23 protein-coding genes and 2 riboswitches are annotated in these 17,760 nt (G+C 56.2%); of the genes, 16 read left to right on the forward strand and 7 right to left on the reverse strand.

What is annotated here, in order from left to right; all coding sequences use genetic code 11:
- Nucleotides 1-10: 10 nt before the first annotated feature.
- From RT018_RS11865 to RT018_RS11875, 3 genes are all read right to left on the reverse strand, one after another.
- Nucleotides 11-190: a hypothetical protein gene (locus tag RT018_RS11865; protein WP_312942237.1), complete on the reverse strand. Its 180-nt coding sequence runs from the start codon at nt 188-190 to the stop codon at nt 11-13.
- 84 nt (nt 191-274) lie between these two features.
- Complete coding sequence (locus RT018_RS11870; RefSeq protein ID WP_312942239.1) at nt 275-1,264, reverse strand: tRNA-dihydrouridine synthase family protein; 990 nt, start codon at nt 1,262-1,264, stop codon at nt 275-277.
- Nucleotides 1,264-1,749, reverse strand: coding sequence for a pyridoxamine 5'-phosphate oxidase family protein (locus RT018_RS11875; protein WP_312942241.1), 486 nt, complete (start codon nt 1,747-1,749; stop codon nt 1,264-1,266). Before RT018_RS11875 ends, RT018_RS11870 begins: the two co-directional genes overlap by 1 nt.
- 223 nt (nt 1,750-1,972) lie before the next feature.
- On the opposite strand from RT018_RS11875, the gene RT018_RS11880 reads away from it, so the two are divergent.
- The 14 genes from RT018_RS11880 to RT018_RS11945 all read left to right on the forward strand — a co-directional run bounded on the left by RT018_RS11880 (nt 1,973) and on the right by RT018_RS11945 (nt 12,321).
- A complete protein-coding gene (locus tag RT018_RS11880) occupies nt 1,973-2,485 on the forward strand; it encodes an RNA polymerase sigma factor (protein WP_312942277.1) in 513 nt (170 codons plus the stop codon).
- Complete coding sequence (locus tag RT018_RS11885; RefSeq protein WP_312942243.1) at nt 2,472-2,936, forward strand: zf-HC2 domain-containing protein; 465 nt, start codon at nt 2,472-2,474, stop codon at nt 2,934-2,936. The genes RT018_RS11880 and RT018_RS11885 overlap by 14 nt, the downstream gene beginning before the upstream one ends.
- A 34-nt stretch (nt 2,937-2,970) precedes the next feature.
- Nucleotides 2,971-3,717 (forward strand): hypothetical protein, encoded by a 747-nt coding sequence (locus RT018_RS11890; protein WP_312942245.1) that lies wholly within the window; start codon nt 2,971-2,973, stop codon nt 3,715-3,717.
- Nucleotides 3,704-4,078, forward strand: coding sequence for a hypothetical protein (locus RT018_RS11895; protein ID WP_312942248.1), 375 nt, complete (start codon nt 3,704-3,706; stop codon nt 4,076-4,078). Before RT018_RS11890 ends, RT018_RS11895 begins: the two co-directional genes overlap by 14 nt.
- A gap of 174 nt (nt 4,079-4,252) precedes the next feature.
- Nucleotides 4,253-4,699, forward strand: coding sequence for a helix-turn-helix domain-containing protein (locus RT018_RS11900; RefSeq protein WP_312942250.1), 447 nt, complete (start codon nt 4,253-4,255; stop codon nt 4,697-4,699).
- A gap of 14 nt (nt 4,700-4,713) precedes the next feature.
- Nucleotides 4,714-5,547, forward strand: coding sequence for a CorA family divalent cation transporter (locus RT018_RS11905; RefSeq protein ID WP_312942252.1), 834 nt, complete (start codon nt 4,714-4,716; stop codon nt 5,545-5,547).
- A gap of 91 nt (nt 5,548-5,638) precedes the next feature.
- Nucleotides 5,639-5,748: riboswitch (TPP riboswitch) on the forward strand.
- 47 nt (nt 5,749-5,795) lie between these two features.
- A riboswitch (TPP riboswitch) is annotated at nt 5,796-5,901 on the forward strand.
- A gap of 260 nt (nt 5,902-6,161) precedes the next feature.
- On the forward strand, nt 6,162-6,716 hold the full coding sequence (thiW, locus tag RT018_RS11910; protein WP_312942254.1) for an energy coupling factor transporter S component ThiW: 555 nt from the start codon (nt 6,162-6,164) through the stop codon (nt 6,714-6,716).
- Entirely contained in the window at nt 6,709-7,527 is an 819-nt protein-coding gene (gene thiM / locus RT018_RS11915; protein WP_312942256.1) for a hydroxyethylthiazole kinase, read from the forward strand. Before thiW ends, thiM begins: the two co-directional genes overlap by 8 nt.
- Complete coding sequence (thiE, locus tag RT018_RS11920) at nt 7,514-8,161, forward strand: thiamine phosphate synthase (RefSeq protein WP_312942258.1); 648 nt, start codon at nt 7,514-7,516, stop codon at nt 8,159-8,161. The genes thiM and thiE overlap by 14 nt, the downstream gene beginning before the upstream one ends.
- Before the next feature lie 150 nt (nt 8,162-8,311).
- The gene (gene thiD, locus RT018_RS11925) at nt 8,312-9,121 is read left to right on the forward strand and encodes a bifunctional hydroxymethylpyrimidine kinase/phosphomethylpyrimidine kinase (RefSeq protein ID WP_312942260.1); all 810 of its coding nucleotides are present in this window, start codon (nt 8,312-8,314) and stop codon (nt 9,119-9,121) included.
- Nucleotides 9,118-9,786 (forward strand): thiaminase II, encoded by a 669-nt coding sequence (gene tenA / locus RT018_RS11930; RefSeq protein WP_312942262.1) that lies wholly within the window; start codon nt 9,118-9,120, stop codon nt 9,784-9,786. Before thiD ends, tenA begins: the two co-directional genes overlap by 4 nt.
- Before the next feature lie 3 nt (nt 9,787-9,789).
- Nucleotides 9,790-10,542 (forward strand): ABC transporter ATP-binding protein, encoded by a 753-nt coding sequence (locus RT018_RS11935; protein WP_312942264.1) that lies wholly within the window; start codon nt 9,790-9,792, stop codon nt 10,540-10,542.
- A complete protein-coding gene (locus RT018_RS11940) occupies nt 10,539-11,291 on the forward strand; it encodes an ABC transporter permease (RefSeq protein ID WP_312942266.1) in 753 nt (250 codons plus the stop codon). The genes RT018_RS11935 and RT018_RS11940 overlap by 4 nt, the downstream gene beginning before the upstream one ends.
- A 16-nt stretch (nt 11,292-11,307) precedes the next feature.
- Nucleotides 11,308-12,321, forward strand: a complete 1,014-nt coding sequence (locus RT018_RS11945) for an ABC transporter substrate-binding protein (protein WP_312942267.1) — start codon at nt 11,308-11,310, stop codon at nt 12,319-12,321.
- Nucleotides 12,322-12,595: 274 nt separating this feature from the next.
- Here the strand turns inward: RT018_RS11945 and RT018_RS11950 are convergent, their stop codons facing one another.
- The 3 genes from RT018_RS11950 to RT018_RS11960 form a co-directional block, all read right to left on the reverse strand.
- The gene (locus RT018_RS11950) at nt 12,596-13,972 is read right to left on the reverse strand and encodes a DUF2812 domain-containing protein (RefSeq protein WP_312942269.1); all 1,377 of its coding nucleotides are present in this window, start codon (nt 13,970-13,972) and stop codon (nt 12,596-12,598) included.
- Nucleotides 13,969-14,292, reverse strand: coding sequence for a helix-turn-helix transcriptional regulator (locus tag RT018_RS11955; protein WP_312942271.1), 324 nt, complete (start codon nt 14,290-14,292; stop codon nt 13,969-13,971). Before RT018_RS11955 ends, RT018_RS11950 begins: the two co-directional genes overlap by 4 nt.
- A gap of 125 nt (nt 14,293-14,417) precedes the next feature.
- Nucleotides 14,418-14,780 (reverse strand): LysR family transcriptional regulator, encoded by a 363-nt coding sequence (locus RT018_RS11960; protein WP_312942272.1) that lies wholly within the window; start codon nt 14,778-14,780, stop codon nt 14,418-14,420.
- A gap of 234 nt (nt 14,781-15,014) precedes the next feature.
- On the opposite strand from RT018_RS11960, the gene RT018_RS11965 reads away from it, so the two are divergent.
- Nucleotides 15,015-16,043, forward strand: coding sequence for an aldo/keto reductase (locus tag RT018_RS11965; protein WP_312942279.1), 1,029 nt, complete (start codon nt 15,015-15,017; stop codon nt 16,041-16,043).
- A gap of 19 nt (nt 16,044-16,062) precedes the next feature.
- The gene (locus tag RT018_RS11970) at nt 16,063-16,500 is read left to right on the forward strand and encodes a hypothetical protein (RefSeq protein WP_312942273.1); all 438 of its coding nucleotides are present in this window, start codon (nt 16,063-16,065) and stop codon (nt 16,498-16,500) included.
- A 162-nt stretch (nt 16,501-16,662) separates the two neighbouring features.
- Here RT018_RS11970 and rsmA read toward each other — a convergent pair whose 3' ends face one another.
- Entirely contained in the window at nt 16,663-17,511 is an 849-nt protein-coding gene (rsmA, locus tag RT018_RS11975; protein WP_312942274.1) for a 16S rRNA (adenine(1518)-N(6)/adenine(1519)-N(6))-dimethyltransferase RsmA, read from the reverse strand.
- Between the last annotated feature and the right edge of the window lie 249 nt (nt 17,512-17,760).

The following is a 17,760-nucleotide window of genomic DNA, read 5'->3' on the forward strand; positions in this document are numbered from 1 at the left end:
GCCGTTTGCGCTATTCCCCGCGCAGCGTGGTCTGCAGATATGCCCGCATCTCCGCACCAGACCGAACGGCGCGGGCGCCGTTAATCAGGGACTGTTTCTCCGCCTCAGGTAAAGCGGAGAACCGCTCCATGGCGGCCACGTCCTGCGCCAGCGCCATCCCCATGCCAAGGGGCAACTCATTGGCTTCCATTCGCATCACCTCTGGAGAAGTTTTCCCCGCATGCGAAAAATCATGCATGCCAGGGAACACCCTTTCGCACAGCGGCGTGGCCCACTATCCTTTCCCCTGCCCCGTTCCGTCCAGAGGCTTGCGGGGTTGAGGCAGTAGCTCCAAATCCCGAAAAATTCCCGCTTCCAGATGCTCATACTCCGCCGCGTTGCCCACCCGGCGCAGTTTCTTGGCGTATTTGTCCCCGTCTTCAAATAGGTTGATGAGATAAAACCACAACTCCTTCATCCGCTGAGCCGCGAAGCCGGGATAGCCGTAGGCCACCCGATATCCCTCGTAGAGTGTGCGGACGTAGGTGCGTATCTCCTCTCGATTGGCAGGGTGGCCGCCCCGAAGCTTGCGCGGCAGCGCCGGATCCGCAATCATTCCCCGGCCAATCATCACCGTGTTCACGGCAGGAAAACGCCGAGAAAATTCCGCCACATCCTCCTGCGTCACCAGATCGCCGTTATAGGTCACAGGAAGACGGCTGGCGGCAAGTGCGTCGGCAAATGCGTCCAGATGCACCTCGCCCCTGTAAAACTGCCCGCGCAGGCGGGGATGAATGATTAACTCCTGAATCGGATAGCAGTTGAAAATCTCCAAGAGTCTTCCAAGTTCCGCCGGGTCGTGATAGCCAATGCGGGTCTTCACTGAAACCGGCAGGCAAACACTTTTAAACGTCTCTTCAAAAAATGCATCCAGTTCTTCCGGGCGCAGGAGAAACCCTGCGCCCTTGCCCTTCGCCGTCACAGTGCCAGAAGGACAGCCAAGATTCAGGTTTACCTCGTCGAAGCCAAGTTCCCGCGCTTCTTCTGCAGCCCATAGAAAGTCCCCTGCCCGCTTCGCCATAATCTGCGGCACAACGGGAACATCCCTGTTATTCTCCGGGGAGAGATCCCGCAGCTCCTTTGTGGTCAGCTTTCGTTCCGGCGTGGGTGAGAAAAAGGGCGTAAAGTACCGATCCACCCCGCCAAACATCTGTTGATGCGTTTTGCGGAACAGCCATGTGGAGATCCCCTCCAGCGGCGCGGACTCAATGCGCAGTGCATTCATCACAGGTGTACCTTGCAGCTCAGATCCTCCGCCTCCAGAGCGAACATCCGAATCGATTTCAGAGCTTTTGGGGGAAGTTCCGGCTTTTCGCCGGTTTTCTTGGTATAATGAGCCATCAGACACTGCATGGCATGAAGCTTGTCCGCATCATCCACCACCTCGTAGGTCCGGCCCGTGCCAATTATGCTCTTGTACATCGCCGAGTAGTCGCAGGCCTTCTCCCCCGCCACCACCTGATGTCCGCAGTCCAGTTCAAAGCCCACCTTGTCCCCTCTGGCAAGGAGTTCCACCTTACGTCCCTGAACGGCGGAGTGGAAATAAAAGGTCAGCCTTCCATCCTTTACCTCATAGCCGAAGTTCAGAGGGACGATGTAGACCTCCGCTCCGTCGAAAAAACCAACACGGCACACCTCGCACTCATCCAAAATACGATGAATTTCCGCTCGGTCCGTCACCTGACGGTCCTTTCTGCGCATCTCATGCATGACAATCCTTCTTTCCCATCTCTCGTTTTTACGCCGTAAATTTTCGCAGTTCAGTCTACCAGCTTTCCTAACCGCCGTCAAGCATTGACGGGGCGTGTTTTGGCGCGATAATCCGGAACCTATTTCGAAAAAAATTCATTATTTTTTTAAAAGTTGAAGCATTTTGTTTCGCTGTACCGTATGATCAATAGACATAAGGGAGGTGGCCGCCGGTGTGCATATCATGACAAATCAGGAATTTACCGCTCTGGTGGCGGACTATGAACGGCTGGTCTACACCGTTTGCCACCGTCTGGTGCGGGACGGAGCAACGGCCGAGGACTTGACGCAGGAAACCTTCCTCTCTGCCTACACTCACCGGGATCGCTGCCCGGCAGGCTTCGAGCGGCAGTGGTTGGCCCGAATCGCGATTAATAAAGCGAAAGATCATCTTCAAACCGCCTACGCTCGTCACACCCTTCTTCCCGGCGACGAGTTCATCCCCCCCGGCCTGTCGTCCCCCGCAGAGGAGCTGGTCATCTCCAGCAGCGAGCAGGCCGAAATGACCCAGATTATTGAAAATCTCCGGGAGCCTTACCGTCAGGTGTGCGTTCTCCACCTTTTGCAGGAGCGCACAGCGGAGGAAACGGCCCGGTATCTGGACAGGCCGGTGAAAACCGTCCGTACCCAAATTTCCCGGGGAAAGTTGCTGATTCAGGAGCAGTGGAACAGGAGGTCGTCCCATGAATACATTTGATTCCGGCGGGCATCTGACAGACGCTGCCCTGCAAGCCTTCTTGTCCGGTGGGCCGCTCACCGAGCTTGAACGTCTGGAAATCGCGGAGCATCTGGACTTCTGCGACGCGTGTCTGCTTCGCTCTATGGAGCGTATGCCCTGTGAGGTGTTGCTTACTCCGGCACATTCCTGCCAACGTACACTGTGGCCGCGCATTCATCGCCGCAGCGCCCGGGAGCTTGCAGGTCGCATTGCCACCGCCGCCGCCGCCATTGCCATCGCAGCCAGTTTGTGGTGCTTTAACGTTTTTGGTGGGCTGGTGACAGGCTCCGCCGCGTTGTCGGATTCCGCCCTGTCCGCCCTCCGTCAGGCGGATTTTCCCCAGCAAGCGCAACAGTTTGACAGAACCCTTGATGCGCGCTTTGCGCGGCTTAGCGCGCTGTTTGAATTCGGCGAAGAAGCCGCAGATTAAATAAACCAATCCCAATTTTAAGGAGGGCTTTTTTATGATCCGCAAAAATCCGTTTTTTTTGTTTTTATCCGCCTGCATTCCCGGCTGTGGGCAGATGTATCAGGGCTACACAAAGCGAGGACTGTCACTCATGTCTCTGTTTGCTCTGATCATCGGACTTGCCACCTGGCTTTATTTCGGGCAGTTAGCGTTGGCGTTGCCTGTTTTGTGGCTGTATTCCTTTTTTGATACCTACAATCTTTCCCATGCTCTGCAAAACGGCGAGGCGGAGCCGGACGCCTATCCTCTCAACATTTCTCTCACGGATCAGGCTCAGTTCTCCCGTCTTTTGGCGAAGCGGCACAGTCTGGTGGGCTGGTTGCTGGTTCTTGCGGGATTGTACGGCATGTGGGGGATGATGGCACGTCCTTTCTTCGACTTTTGGTCAGATGTGTTCGGCATAAATCTTAACTGGCTATTCTACCATATGCCCCAGCTGGTTTTATTCCTGCTGATCATTGCACTGGGAATATGGTTTATCCGCGGGCCGAAGCCACGTCCCGAGGATGACGGCTTCACCGGCTTCAACCCGCCCTCCGGTACAGCGGAGAAATCGGCCGCACAGAAATCCACGGTCTCTTCCGACGAAGCCGAAGCCCGCGCCCCGGAGTATCGCACTGTTTCCGATGAGGTGTCCCGCATTATCCGCGAAGAAAAAGCCGCTCCATGGGAAAGCGACATCAAAGAGAACGAACGCAGTGAGTCTGACAGCAAGGAGGACTTACATCATGACGGAAAATAATTCTGCAAGCGCCCCTGTGACGGATGTAAACTGCGTCTCGTCTCCTGCGCAAAAGCTCCCCGCTCCCCGGGAGCGCCGGGTGGGAACGTTTACCTTCGGCGTGACGCTGGTGGCGGCAGGCATTGCCATGACGGCAGCCCTGTTTTTTCCCACACTGGACCTTCGGCTGTTCCTGCGCTTCTCCCCGCTTGTATTGATTCTGCTGGGAATTGAGGTCCTCCTCTCCTCTCGCAAGGAGGGGCGCATGAAATACGACTGGCTGGGAATGCTGCTGAGCTTCTTTCTGGTGCTGCTGGCGCTAGGCGTATTCTTTGCCTCATGGGCCATGCTTCACTTTCACGATGAGCTTTTTTATTGGTAATCCCCGTCCGCGCTTGAAAACGCTTAGAACCCGTGAGGCCTTTAAACAGCCTCACGGGCTTTTTTGGCGTTTCCCAGCGGATTTTGCCAAGACAATTTGGGAAAAATGATTGTCACGGCGTTTCAACCGTGATAAAATTACGGTAAAATCAGTAAACAAGCAGGAGGCAACCTCATGATTACGATGGCACAGCGCATTCAGCAGCTCCGGGCCGAGCGGGGTGTCAGCGCCCCGACGCTCTCCGCCGCTCTGGGTCTTCCCCGGACCGCCGTGGAAAAGTTTGAAACCGGCCGGCAAACGCCCACGCAGGACCAGCAGCAGAAACTGGCTTCCTATTTCGGTGTCTCCGCCTTCTATCTGCGGGGTGAGAGTGACGACCGCACCCAGATGTCTGACTGGATGGACGGCGCGTTTATGGACGAGCCAAATCCGGCTCCCCCAGCCGCGCCTGTCCACCCAGTGAAAAAAGCGGCTCTCCCTGAGGACGGATCGGTGTTTGACGCGTTTTTAAGCAGCAAAAAGTTTCAAGAGGTGCTCCGCGCCACCGTGCTGGACGTTCTCCGTTCAAGCGAGGGGCAGGCGTTAATCGAAAAAGCCGTCCGCAAGGCGGGCGGCAGATAAAAGGAGCGGAGACGATGCGAAAGCTCTTGCCGCTGGACCGGATGGACGAGGTCCGGGACCAAATGGATGAAAAGGTGCTTGCTTATCTTCGGCAGGGAAAAACGGAGGCATTCGAGGGCTTTGCTGACTTTTACCTGCTGGCCTTCGACTGGTATGACGTGGCTTCCTCGGAGACAGGCACTGAAAAAATTCTGATCTATCTGGACAAGGAAGACCTTTTTTTCTTCTGCGAGGATAGCCGTTCCCTCAGCCGCCTCCAAAAGGAGACGATGGAAGGCCCAGACAACGAAACCGTACTGTATCAGTTTTTTACAAGTCTGCTGAAGTCCGACACCGACGAGCTGGACGCTTTTGAAGCCGCCGTGACGGAGGACGAGGACGGCGCGGTGCTCCACACGAAACGGCAGGATTACATGGGCCGCATTTCGGAATATCGCAAGGAGCTTTTGCGCCGCAAGCGCTATTACGAGCAATTGTCCGCCATTTTTGAAAATCTGGCCAACGACGATGAAAACTTGCTCAGCCGGAGCGCACGGCGGCATTTTTCAAACCTGCTTAACAGGACAAGGCGGTTTCTTGGCTCCGTGCTTAGCCTGCGGGAGTACGTCACACAAATGCGGGAAGCGTATCAGGCCCAGCTCGACTTGCAGCAAAACGAGCTAATGCGGCTGTTTACCGTCATCACAGCCCTGTTTCTTCCACTGAGTCTGCTTGCGGGCTGGTATGGAATGAACTTTCAGGGAATGCCGGAACTTAGGTGGAAATACGGTTATCCCGCCGTTATCGCACTCAGCGTGGTCATCTGTGGGTGTCTGATTCTGTGGTTTAAGAAAAAAGACTGGTTTTAGCCGCCGAAAAAGCCGAGGCGGGGGGATATTTTAGCAAAATTTCTGCCTTATCCGTTTTTAGGCTTGCTTTTTTGGGGCGGTGGGGGTATAGTGCTTACAGGCGGGGAGTCCGTACAGCGGGCTGAGAGGAAGTCGTTCAACTTCGACCCTGGAAACCTGATGCGGATCATGCCGCCGTAGGGAGTCAATCTTTGATTCTTATCGGAGGCGTCGTATCGGCGTCTCCGAATTTTTATAATTACGAACAGAAACAACCGGGGGAGCTTGCACAAGCAGGCTGAGAGGAAGGTACTGCCTTCGACCCATGAACCTGATGCGGGTAATGCCGCCGTAGGAAGCCGTACCATACGCTTTCGGAGGCATCGTATCAGATGTCTCCGTTTTTTTGTTCTCTTTGAAAGGATGGTGACTGGCGGCATTCACGGATAGGCCGTGGCAGGCGGAGGGGGGGCGCCCTGCGCTTTGTATTGCAGCGATGGGAAGCCGTGTTCCGGCGTGAGAGGAGGCCAGTAAGCCTCGACCGACCTTCCAGGGCAGAGATCTGCCCGTTCCTGTCAAGGGGGAGCGACGCTGTACTTGCCGTTTTCTCCATTCAATTCAAAAGGAGCAGAACTATGAAAAAAATGAACCTTCAAAAGTTGGCTGTGGCCGGACTTTTCTGCGCGGCTGCCGTGGCGGGCAGTCTGTTCTCCTTCCCTGTGTTTGCCAGCAAGTGTGCCCCGGTGCAGCACATGGTCAACATCCTCTGCGCGGTGCTGCTGGGCCCGGGCTACGGTGTGGCCGTGGCCTTTGGCGCAAGTCTGATTCGAAACCTCTTGGGTCTTGGAAGCCTGATGGCGTTCCCCGGCAGCATGTTCGGTGCGCTGCTGTGCGAACTTGTCTACCGGAAAAACCACCGCTTGCTCCCTACCTTGCTTGCCGAGGTGTTTGGAACCGCGGTGCTCGGCGGACTTTGCGCCTATCCCGTTGCGGTTTTCCTGATGGGGCGCTCCGCCGGAGAGCTGGCGTTTTACGTGTATATTCTCCCGTTTTTCATCTCCACCGCAGGCGGCTCCATCCTATCGGGATTTTTAATCTATTCTCTGGAAAAAACCGGCGCTCTTGCAGGTATGCAGTCTCGTCTGAATCAATCCGCCTATCATCAGAAAGGAAGTGAAGCAGATGCGTGAACTGCTTGAAAACCTCCGCCGTCAGGCTCCCCTGATTCACAACATCACCAACTATGTCACCGTAAACGACTGCGCCAACATTCTTCTGGCCTGCGGCGCGTCGCCCATTATGGCGGACGATTTGGAGGAAGCGGAGGAGATCACCTCCATCTGCGGCGGATTAAACATCAACATCGGAACCTTAAATCAGCGCACCATCCCTGCGATGCTGGCCGCCGGGAAGCGGGCAAACGCGTTGGGCCACCCCGTAGTTCTGGACCCTGTGGGCGCGGGCGCGTCGAAACTTCGCACCGAAACCGCGCTGAAGCTGCTGGAAGAGGTCCGATTTTCTGTCATCCGGGGCAACATCTCCGAGATCAAGGCGCTGGTACAGGGAAACGGGACCACCAAAGGCGTGGACGCGGACGTTGCCGACCGGGTGACGGAGGAAAATCTTCCGCAGGCGGCGGCATTTGCCAAGGCATTTTCCCAAAAGACTGGCGCAGTGGTGGCTATTACCGGGGCCATTGATCTCGTTGCGGACGAGCATACGGCCTATTGCATCCGAAATGGCCACCCGGACATGAGCAAAATCACCGGCACGGGCTGCCAGCTCTCCGCCATGACAGCGGCCTACGTCACTGCCAATCCCGGGCACACACTAGACGCGGTAAAAGCGGCGGTTTGCGCCATGGGGCTTTGCGGGGAAACAGCCCGGCGGCGCATGACAGAACTAGACGGCAATTCCAGCTATCGGAACTACATCATCGACGCGATTTACAATCTCACACCGGAGGCGTTGGAGGAAGGAGCACGGTATGAAGTGCGATAAAAAGGCAATGCTGCTCTATGCAGTGACGGACCGGGCATGGGTGGGAACCCTGACCCTGTATCAGCAAGTAGAGCTAGCATTGAAAAACGGAGCCACCTGCGTCCAGCTCCGGGAAAAAGACCTGAGCGAGGACATATTTCTCGCCGAAGCCACGGCACTCGCAAAGCTCTGCAAGGAGTACGGCGTATCCTTTATCGTCAACGACAACGTGGAAATTGCCATTAAATCCGGCGCAGACGGGATTCACGTGGGGCAGGAGGATATGCTTGCCGCCGATGTTCGGGCGCGGGTGGGCGACGATATGATCGTGGGCGTTTCCGCCCACACCGTGGAGGAAGCGCTGGAGGCGGTGAAAAACGGCGCGGATTATCTAGGCCTTGGGGCCGTATTTTCGACCTCTACCAAGACGGACGTGGACCGGATGCCCTTTGAAACCCTCCGGGCCATCTGCGCCGCCGTGGACGTTCCCACCGTGGCCATCGGCGGCATCTCCGGAGAGAACATCTTGGAGCTCTCTCGCAGCGGCGTGGACGGTGTAGCCGTGGTATCCGCGATTTTTGGGGCAGCGGACCCCGGCGCGGCCACCGCCGCGCTGCGAACGCTGGCCGAAAAGCTGGTTCGGGGCTGCAAATAGGCCCTGTCCATTTTGCGGGGCCGGCCCGTTGCCGGCCCATCGTTTCATTGATTTCACAGGCGCAAGCGCCTTGAAATAGCGGCAGACCGGGGGCACCACTCTCTGCCGCTTCATAAAAATAGTGCTGACAGTGGAAAGGAGTTTTCATTCATGAAAACAGCATTATCAATCGCTGGAAGTGATTCCAGCGGAGGCGCCGGGATTCAGGCAGACATTAAAACCATGACCATTAACGGCGTATACGCTATGAGCGCCGTCACGGCCCTGACTGCCCAGAACACAACCGGTGTCCAGGGAATCTTCGAGGTTTCTCCGGAATTTCTTGCTCAGCAGCTTGACTGCGTGTTTACCGACATTCCTCCCGATGCGGTGAAAATCGGCATGGTTTCTTCCGCAGGGCTCATTCAGGTGATCGCGGAGAAACTGCGGCAGTACGCGGCGGTAAACATTGTGGTGGACCCCGTGATGGTATCCACCAGCGGCGCTCGGCTCATCAGCGCCGACGCGGTGGACGCGCTGAAGCGGCGGCTGCTGCCGCTTGCAACGCTACTTACACCCAACATCCCGGAAACGGAGGTTCTTTCGGGGATGAAGGTGGAATGCGCCGCCGACATGGAGCGGGCCGCGAAGGCTATTTCGGATGCCTACGGCTGCGCCGTGCTGTGCAAGGGCGGCCACCAGCTCAACGACGCAAACGACCTTTTGTACCGAAACGGAGAAACCCGCTGGTTTAACGGCAGGCGCATCGAAAACCCCAATACCCACGGCACCGGCTGCACCCTCTCCAGCGCCATCGCCGCGAATTTGGCAAAGAACTATGGGATGGACGAATCTGTGGAACGGGCCAAGGCATACATCTCTGAGGCACTGGGGGCGATGCTGAATCTGGGCGCAGGCTCCGGCCCTATGAATCACGCCTTTGCTCTTACCGGAAAATATGCGGAAGAGGCAGGGAAATGAAACAGAACACAACGCGGCGTCTTTTAGATGCAACAAATGACATATGGGCAAACTATCACACCCATCCCTTTGTCCGGGGAATTGCAGACGGCACTCTGGATCAGGAAATATTTAAGCATTATATGGTGCAAGACTATCTGTATCTGCTGGATTATGCCCGGGTGTTCGCCCTCGGCGTGGCAAAAACCCAGGACTGTGAATCCATGACTCTGTTTGCGGGCTATGTGACGCAGATTCTGGATGGGGAATTGGATATCCATCGGGACTATATGGAGCGATTGGGCATTTCTCCGGGCGAGGCGGAGCGCACACCTATGGCGCTGGATAATCTCTCCTACGTCTCCTACATGCTTCGGATTGCTTATGAGGAAGGCCCGGCGGAAATCGCCGCGGCGATCCTCTCCTGCGCCCTCAGCTATGAAGTGATCGCAAAGGAAATGGTCGTAAAAAATCCTTCCTGCGCGGAGCATCCCTTTTACGGCGAATGGGTTCGCGGCTACACAAGCGAAGACTATACCGCTGCGAACCAACGGTTGATGGAGCTGACTGAGCATCTGACGGCAGATTACTCCGTGGCCCAGCTCCGGCAGCTGGAGGAAATATTTATCGCCTGCTCCCGGTACGAGGGCGCGTTCTGGGATATGGCGTGGGAGATGAGGACGTAAGCCATGCTGACCTTTGAAAAGGTGACCTTTCAATATCCGTCCGACGGCTTCCCCACCATCCACCAGCTTTCCTTTCACGTGGAACGAGGGGAATTTGTGTCTATCGTCGGCCCCTCCGGCTGCGGGAAAAGCACCATTTTTCGTCTGGTAAACGGACTTCTTTCCCCCGAACATGGCGATATACTGGTGGACGAAGCAAGCATCGCCGGGCGAAAGCGCTACTGCGGCTATATGCCTCAGCAAGATTTGCTGTTTCCCTGGCGCACCGTGGCAGAAAATCTTCGCTTGCCGCTGGAAATACAGGGTGGCGTTTCCACCGCGGAAATGGATGCCCGTGTGGAGCGTGCGCTGGGGGCCGTCGGCCTTGGAGACTGCGGCAAAAAAATGCCGGGAGAGCTCTCCGGCGGAATGCGCCAGCGAGCGGCTTTCGCCCGGACGGTGCTCACCGGCTCCCAGCTTCTGCTGCTGGATGAGCCGTTTTCCGCGCTAGACTATCTGACCCGCCTCTCTATGCGGGAATGGCTGTTGGAGCAGTGGGAGCGGGAGCGCAAAACGGTGCTGTTCATTACCCACGATGTGGAGGAAGCACTGTTTCTCTCCGGCCGAATTTTGGCGGCGGAAGGAACGCCCATCACCGGTCTGCGTTCCTTTCCAGTTCCCGCAGGGTATCCCCGGTCGCTGGAAACCCTGCGCCAGCCGGAACTGTTGGAGCTGAAAGAGGAGTTGATTTCCATGCTCAGGAGGAACGCGGGATGAAAAAATCAAACCGGGGAAACCTCCCCGCCGCGGGACTGACGCTGGCACTGGTGATGCTCTGGCACGCTGCCGCCATGGGGATGAACGCAGCCTATATCCTGCCCAGCCCATGGCAAGTACTTGTACGTCTGTGGGAACTGCGGGGGCCACTGCTTTCCGCCCATCTGCCCGCCACCATGGCGGTGGTGGGCGTGGGCCTTGGTATCTCCGTCGTTCTGGGGCTGGGTCTTGCCATGCTGATGGACGCATCTCCCGCCGCGGAAAAGGCGCTGTATCCGCTGATCGTTGCATCCCAGACAATCCCCACCACGGCTCTGGCTCCCCTGTTTGTGCTTTGGTTTGGATATGGGCTGTGGAGCAAAGTGCTGGTGGCGGTTCTGATTACCTTCTTCCCCATCGCCATCACGGTGTTTGACGGGTTCCGGTCCGTCAAAACGGAAATGACGGAGCTGCTGTTCACCTTCGGGGCCAGTAAACGCCAGATTTTCTGGAAGCTGAAGCTTCCGGCAGCCCTTCCCTACTTTTTCTCTGCCATCAAAATGGCGATTCCCCTGTCGGTCATTGGCGCAGCCATTGGAGAATGGCTGGGTGCGCAGAGCGGTCTTGGCTATTTCAGCCGCCGAATGATGACGCAGTTGGACGGAGCAGGGGTTTTTGCGCCCATTTTACTGCTCTCGGTGGCGGCGATGCTGCTGGTGGCAACGGTTAGTATCATTGAAAAACGCGTCATTACCTGGCGCGGACAATAAGAAACGAGGAATCTTTATGAAAAAAATTACCGCTTTGCTTCTGGCTTTGATGCTGACGATACTCACCGGCTGCGGAAGTCGGGCATCCGCCGGACAGTCGGCCAGCGAAGAGGACGGCAGTCTCCGGGAAATTAACGTAGTGCTGGACTGGTACCCCAACGCTTTGCACACCTTTATTTACACTGCCATCCAGCGGGGCTACTACAAGGACGAGGGGCTGGATGTTAAGGTTCGGTTCCCCTCCAATGAAAACGACGCGCTGTCTCTGGTCGCCGCTGGCAAGGCGGAGATCGGCCTGTACTATCAGCAGGACGTGATTCAGGCGGTGGCCGATCAGGGCGTGGGAATCAAGTCCATCGGCGCGGTGGTGCAGTCCCCCCTGAACATCATTTTATCTTTGGCAGACAAAAACATCCACGACCCCAAGGATTTAGAAGGTAAAACCGTGGGCTATGCGGGAACAGCTCTCAGCGAGTCCTTGGTAAAAGCCATGATGGACGCCAGCGGCGCGGATTTTGAGCGCGTGAATCTGATAAACGTGGGATTTGATTTAATGAGCTCCATGACCACCGGAAACGTGGACGCCACCATTGGCTGTCTGGTGAATCACGAGGTCCCCCAGATGGAGGAAGAGGGCTTTAACGTAAATTATTTTCTGGTGAATGAATACGGAATTCCCAACTACTATGAATCCGTATTTTTGGCAAATGACAAGATGATCGACGCTGAGCCGGAGGTTTTGGAAGGCTTTCTGCGGGCTTCCGCCAAGGGCTTTGCCGATTTTCAGGAGGACCCGGACGGCTGTTTGCAAATCCTGCTGAATAACCAGAATGAGGAGAACTTCCCCCTGTCCCCCGTGGTGGAAACCCGGTCCTGCCAAACCCTGCTGCCCCTGATGGAAACGGAGGACGCTCCTTTCCTCAGCCAAACCGCTGAAACCTGGCAGGCCAACATCGACTGGATGTACAACGTAGGTCTGATTCACGAAAAAGTCGATCCGTCGCAGGTGATGGCCAATATTGACTTTTAAAGAGCCAAAATGTAGCACGTACTTGTCCTCGTTTATCGCAGTATATAACCTTTTCTGAATCACCGTGATTCCTACATTTTTGAACGGTGTGTTTCAAAAGCCACGCCCCGAAGCTGTAAGCTTCGGGGCGTGGCTTTGCAGTTTGGTTTTCTGGCGTTTTCCCTCAATCGCAAATAGGCCCCGTGAACTTTGCACTCCCACCTCGGTTTTCACCGCTCACCCATCCTGCATTTTTCGGTCGGTATTCATCGGGCACTGTTCTGGTTTTGGCGTTTTACGCGCCCGAAAGCAGCTTTTCCCCTGCCAATGCCATCTGCGCCGGGGTAGGCGTCCAGTCAAAGGCAATGCGCACGATGCGCCGATTCCGGCACAGGAGCCACGTGTCCATATCCTCTCCGTCCATGCGCAGGCGGTAAGCCGCGTCCGCCCCCCATTGCGCTTCGTCCGCAGCTCTGTACTCCAGCCCGACCAGTTCTTCTGTTCCTAAATAATTTCCCAGGCAGGCCCGGTAGAGAATGCCGGTTTTCACGTCCAAAACCTCGTAGTAAAGCGATTCCCAGTTCTCGTACTCTACCTGCCGTCCCTCCCGCAGCAGTGCAAGTGGGCTCCAATGCTCCCTCAGCTCGTAGGACCAGGGAAGCTCCTCCACCGGCCGCAAATTTTCAATTTTCAGGGGCATTGGGTCCCGCAGGAGTTCCCGCTCGGTACCGTAGCGTGTGACATAGATTTCCGTTTCCGCTCCACCGGACTGAACGCTTTTATGTATCCGCAGGATGTTAAATACGCTCCCCCCCGTGATCCCTGCCCCAAGCACAAACGCCAAACCGATGGACACAATCCGATTGGTCCACGCGCTGACGCCTTTGCGCTTCAACCATCCGCGCATAAGCTGAATTGCCGCAACCAACAATCCGTATCCGCACAGCATAAACAGGATATGCTCCAGCGTGCCCCGCCCATACCGCAGCGCCGCGGGAATATACAGGAAAACCAGCACGACCAGTGTCGCCGCCAGCAGAACCATTTGCCGCGCCTTTGCAAAGCGGCTGCGCCGCGAGAGGCAGGGACCTCCCTGCTTCACGGACCGTTTTACGGTCCAATACCACAGGAAATAGGAAAGCAAAATTGACCCATAGTGGCTCACCAGCAGCAGCATTAAAAGCGCCGCGCCCAACTGCATGCCGTCTGCCAAAAAGGAAGGAAGGTTTCGCTCGGCCAGCCGAAGCTGCATGGCAAGATTAAATCCGAACAATGCCAAAAGCACAAACCCAGAGGGGAGAAAATTCTTTTTCATGGCCCGGTGGACAGCTTCCAGCTTCACGGTCCCCTCCGTCTCAATGGGAGGCGCGTCCTCCCGCAAGGTGGAAAAAATCAGCATCTGATGCCACCCGGCCACAAAGTCCCACCCAGCCGCCGCGCAGTATTCCAGCAGCGTCTCCTCATTCTCCGTGGGCGAGGGGTTAAACTCCGAGGACTCCGAAAAATAGGTCACGGCATAGCGCACCCGCGCAGGCTCCGCCCGACGATATTGCAAGAGATATCCGATTTTCTCCAGCCGCCAGCCCTTTGCGGCCATTTTTTCCAGATGCTCCTCAATATTTGCATCCTGATAGAACTCATACCACATCAGCGTCCGCTTTGTCTCTCTCATGCGCTTCCCCCTTCTTTGCCAAGCCGCTGGTAATCCGCCAGCAACGTTTCCATCCGATTGGCCTCCGCCAGAAGTGCCTGCTCCCCCGCTGACGTGATTTGATAGCTCCTCCGGCGGCCCTCTACAGCCGTCTCCTCAATCATTTCCGCATTTAGAAAGCTATCCAACAGGTTATACAGCGTCCCCGGCCCGATCATTACCCGTCCGTCCGTCAGCTCCGCCACCCGGGCCATCACGTCCGCACCACACAGCTCCTTCCGCAGAGAAAGAAGAATGTAAAACATCTGCTCGGTCAGGGTTTGAAATTTTTCCCGGGCCATTCGCCTGCCTCCCTTTTAATATCGAATATCGTTATTCCAAACAATAACATCGAATATCGCTATTGTCAATGGGCAATAAAAAAGCGGGAGCATAAGCTCCCGCCCCAAAAGATTTTCAAAAATGGTCACGTCTCTTCATGCCCAACCGCAAAATAGCGCTTGAACCGCTCTGCCGCAAAGCCCTGCACCTCGGCACAGTACTGATCGTAGGCCGCCAACAGCGCCGTGGCTTCTTCAGTCAGGACGGCGCCACCGCCATTTTTTCCGCCGGTGACGCTGCTGAGCATTTTGCAGCCAAAAACAGCCTCTGCCGTGCGTACGATACGCCATGCTTTGGAATAAGCCATGGCCATGGACGCGGCAGCGGCGCGCAGGGACCGATACTCCTCCACTCGGTGAAGCAGCGTGGCAATTCCCGGCCCGAAGCCTCGTTCGTTGTCGTCGGAATATAATCTGACCGTCAGTTTTAATTTCAAGTGTTCGTTCATGCCTGCATCATAGCACAACCTCGTCAAACGGGGATTTTGACATTTTGGTCCGCCCCACCGCCTTATAAAAAGGCAGCAATATAAAACACAACCCGTTCACAACGGTTTTTCCGCGACTGAAATCGGGCCGAATTTTTTCCGCCTCTTGCAAACGGTCTTTCAATGGTCTACAATAAATCGAACAGCGGTGAACGTTTGTACATCGCACAAACGGGGGAGGAAACATCCGTGGAAATCGAAAAAGTCCGATTGGGTAGGACGGAGCTGCTGGTCACAAAAACCGCCTTCGGCGCGCTGCCCGTTCAACGCATCAGCCACAGTGATGCAGCGGCGCTGCTGCGCCGCGCCTTTGACGCGGGAATCAACTATTTTGACACCGCCAACGCCTATACCGACAGTGAGGAAAAGCTGGGCGAAGCGTTGGGGGATGTGCGGCACGAAATTGTCATCTCCACCAAAAGTGGCGGTAAGGACAAGCGTACCGTGCAGGCCCACATTGAGGAGAGCCTCCGCCGCCTGAAAACGGACTACATTGATCTGTTCCAGTTTCACAATCCGGCCCAGCTTCCAGACATCAACGACCCCGATGGTCCCTTTGCCGCCGCGCTGGAAGCCAAGCAAAAGGGGTATGTCCGCCACATCGGGATTACGAACCATCGGCTAAACGAGGCTCTTGCCGCCGTGGATTCCGGGAATTTCGAGACGATGCAGTTCCCCTTCTGCTATTTGTCATCGGACAAGGATATAGACCTTGCAGTCCGCTGCAAATCAGCGGATATGGGCTTTATTGCCATGAAAGGCCTGTCCGGCGGCATGCTGAACAACGCCGCCGCCTGCTATGCATTTATGCAGGGCTATGACAACGTAGTCCCCATTTGGGGGATTCAGCACGAGTGGGAGCTGGACCAGTGGCTGGAGCTGACGGAGAAACAGCAGAAGATGACTCCCGCGCTTCAGGCGGTCATTGATAAAGACCGTGAAGAGCTTGCTCACAATTTCTGTCGGAGTTGCGGCTATTGCCTCCCGTGCGCCGCAGGGATCGACATTCCCCAGGCCGCCCGGATGGCCATGCTGCTGCGCCGCGCTCCCTATCAGCCTTACATGACCGACGAGTGGCACGATAAAATGCACAAAATTGAAGACTGCATACACTGCAACGCGTGCAAAAGCCGCTGCCCCTATGAGCTGGACACGCCCGCGCTGCTCCAGTCCATGCTGAAGGATTACGACGAGTTTTACGCGCTGCATCATAGCGCCGTATAAGAGTAGAACGGAGAGAATCATGCTATTTCAAAACGAAGCGGTCAGCCTGAAGCTGGAAATTGTCAGCTACGAGTTTTCCTCCTCCGCAGGCGCGTCCACGGAGGACCGCAACTGGCTGGTCTTGCGGGCAACCTACACCCACGACGACGGTCGTGTCATCCGGGAATCCAGCAGTTGCTTGTCCACTGGCGAGCTTCAAGCACTGGCCGCCGGACTGAAGGTTCTGCGCTCGGGTATCCGCGACCGCTGGGACAGCGAATTTATTGAACCGGTTTTTCTCTTCTCCGCATATAAGGACGAGGAGGAACGCTATCGCGCGAACGTATCCTTTATCCTGCAAAACACCATGGAGGACATCGATTGTGCCGACGTGGACTGCGTCATGAACGAGGCGGGGCTGAGCGCCTTGATCGCAGAGCTTGATGGTCTGTGCAAGAAATTTCCTCAGCGGAACTGATGGCGGCTTCCTCATCGCGCCCCGCTCCAGCAGCCACAATTCTTAAGAAAACGTCCCCGGCGGAAGAGAGTCACTTCCGCCGGGGATGTTGTTTTTTACGGTACGAGCGCTAGATCCTAAGCCGCAATCTGCAGGACACGCCGTGGGTCCGATACCCGCCCTTCAGCCCGTCAGCCGTGCGCACAGCGCGGCAAAGTCTTGAAATGTCAACTGCTCTCCCCGCACGGTTTCGGAAAGTCCCGCCTCACGGATTGCTTCCAAAAGCTCCTCCTTGGGCCGTCCCAGCGCAGAAGCCAGACTGTTCGCCAACGTTTTTCGGCGCAGAGCGAAAGCTCCCCGCATCAAGCGCAGCAAAAGCGCCTCGTCCTCCGTCTCCACTGGAGGTTTTTCCCGCCTCACACAGCGCACCACAGCGGAGGTCACCTTGGGCGCGGGATAAAATTTTTCTGGCTCCACGGAAAAGAGATATTCCGGCTCCATATAGTACTGCAAAAACAGGGAGAACGCACTTCCCTCCCGGTCCCCAGGAGGCGCGCAGATTCTTTTGGCCACCTCTCGCTGAATCATCACGGTGAACTGGCGGATTTCCTTTGTCTGCACAAATTTTGTCAAAACCGGCGTAGTAATGTTATAAGGCAGGTTGGCACAGGCCATCACCGGCAGTCCACCAAATTTCTCCCGAAGCAGCGCATCCATCTCCAGCTTCATCACGTCGCCGGAAACCACCTCCGCATTGGGGTAGGGCTCCAGCGTCTCCTTCAGCACCGGCAGCAGTGACCGGTCCAGCTCCACGGCCACAACCTTCCCCGCCCTTTGGGCCAGCTCCACCGTCAGCGGTCCCACTCCGGGACCAATCTCCAAAACGCCCCACTCTGGCGAAGCGCCGGAGGAATCCGCAATCTCCTGCGGAACGGTGGGGTCAATCAGGAAATTCTGCCCCATGGATTTTGAAAAACGGAAGCCGTGCCGTCCCAGCAGGTCCCGCAGATCGTTCAGTTCACAAAGATTCAAAAGTTTTCCGCCTTTCTGTGGGACACTGCCCGCAAACACACAAAAGTAGCCTTGCAAAAGTTTGCCGCCGGGGCGGCAAACTATACGCAAAAGAATCTGGCACGGCATGTAGTGCAACGCACTTCTTACCACAGGAGCGCGAAGGAACCGCCTAAGACGGTTCCTTCGCCCACGCCGTTCTACTGCGGCTTTTATAAAATACCCGTTATTGAACCTTGCGGGGCAAAACCTGCATTTGTCCGCTGATGC

This window comes from Oscillibacter sp. (genome assembly GCF_032060045.1).
Classification (GTDB): domain Bacteria; phylum Bacillota; class Clostridia; order Oscillospirales; family Oscillospiraceae; genus Oscillibacter.

Excerpts from the sequence above, each read along its gene's own strand:
- RT018_RS11890 (WP_312942245.1), top strand. The coding sequence starts at position 2,971 with ATGATCCGCAAAAATCCGTTTTTTTTGTTTTTATCCGCCTGCATTCCC.
- RT018_RS11950 (WP_312942269.1), bottom strand. The coding sequence starts at position 13,972 with ATGAGAGAGACAAAGCGGACGCTGATGTGGTATGAGTTCTATCAGGAT.
- RT018_RS11940 (WP_312942266.1), top strand. The coding sequence starts at position 10,539 with ATGAAAAAATCAAACCGGGGAAACCTCCCCGCCGCGGGACTGACGCTG.
- thiD (WP_312942260.1), top strand. The coding sequence starts at position 8,312 with ATGAAAACAGCATTATCAATCGCTGGAAGTGATTCCAGCGGAGGCGCC.
- RT018_RS11875 (WP_312942241.1), bottom strand. The coding sequence starts at position 1,749 with ATGCATGAGATGCGCAGAAAGGACCGTCAGGTGACGGACCGAGCGGAA.
- RT018_RS11880 (WP_312942277.1), top strand. The coding sequence starts at position 1,973 with ATGACAAATCAGGAATTTACCGCTCTGGTGGCGGACTATGAACGGCTG.
- thiE (WP_312942258.1), top strand. The coding sequence starts at position 7,514 with ATGAAGTGCGATAAAAAGGCAATGCTGCTCTATGCAGTGACGGACCGG.
- RT018_RS11870 (WP_312942239.1), bottom strand. The coding sequence starts at position 1,264 with ATGAATGCACTGCGCATTGAGTCCGCGCCGCTGGAGGGGATCTCCACA.
- RT018_RS11900 (WP_312942250.1), top strand. The coding sequence starts at position 4,253 with ATGATTACGATGGCACAGCGCATTCAGCAGCTCCGGGCCGAGCGGGGT.
- thiW (WP_312942254.1), top strand. The coding sequence starts at position 6,162 with ATGAAAAAAATGAACCTTCAAAAGTTGGCTGTGGCCGGACTTTTCTGC.
- RT018_RS11945 (WP_312942267.1), top strand. The coding sequence starts at position 11,308 with ATGAAAAAAATTACCGCTTTGCTTCTGGCTTTGATGCTGACGATACTC.
- RT018_RS11935 (WP_312942264.1), top strand. The coding sequence starts at position 9,790 with ATGCTGACCTTTGAAAAGGTGACCTTTCAATATCCGTCCGACGGCTTC.
- RT018_RS11895 (WP_312942248.1), top strand. The coding sequence starts at position 3,704 with ATGACGGAAAATAATTCTGCAAGCGCCCCTGTGACGGATGTAAACTGC.
- RT018_RS11865 (WP_312942237.1), bottom strand. The coding sequence starts at position 190 with ATGGAAGCCAATGAGTTGCCCCTTGGCATGGGGATGGCGCTGGCGCAG.
- RT018_RS11905 (WP_312942252.1), top strand. The coding sequence starts at position 4,714 with ATGCGAAAGCTCTTGCCGCTGGACCGGATGGACGAGGTCCGGGACCAA.
- RT018_RS11960 (WP_312942272.1), bottom strand. The coding sequence starts at position 14,780 with ATGAACGAACACTTGAAATTAAAACTGACGGTCAGATTATATTCCGAC.
- thiM (WP_312942256.1), top strand. The coding sequence starts at position 6,709 with ATGCGTGAACTGCTTGAAAACCTCCGCCGTCAGGCTCCCCTGATTCAC.
- RT018_RS11885 (WP_312942243.1), top strand. The coding sequence starts at position 2,472 with ATGAATACATTTGATTCCGGCGGGCATCTGACAGACGCTGCCCTGCAA.
- tenA (WP_312942262.1), top strand. The coding sequence starts at position 9,118 with ATGAAACAGAACACAACGCGGCGTCTTTTAGATGCAACAAATGACATA.
- RT018_RS11970 (WP_312942273.1), top strand. The coding sequence starts at position 16,063 with ATGCTATTTCAAAACGAAGCGGTCAGCCTGAAGCTGGAAATTGTCAGC.
- RT018_RS11955 (WP_312942271.1), bottom strand. The coding sequence starts at position 14,292 with ATGGCCCGGGAAAAATTTCAAACCCTGACCGAGCAGATGTTTTACATT.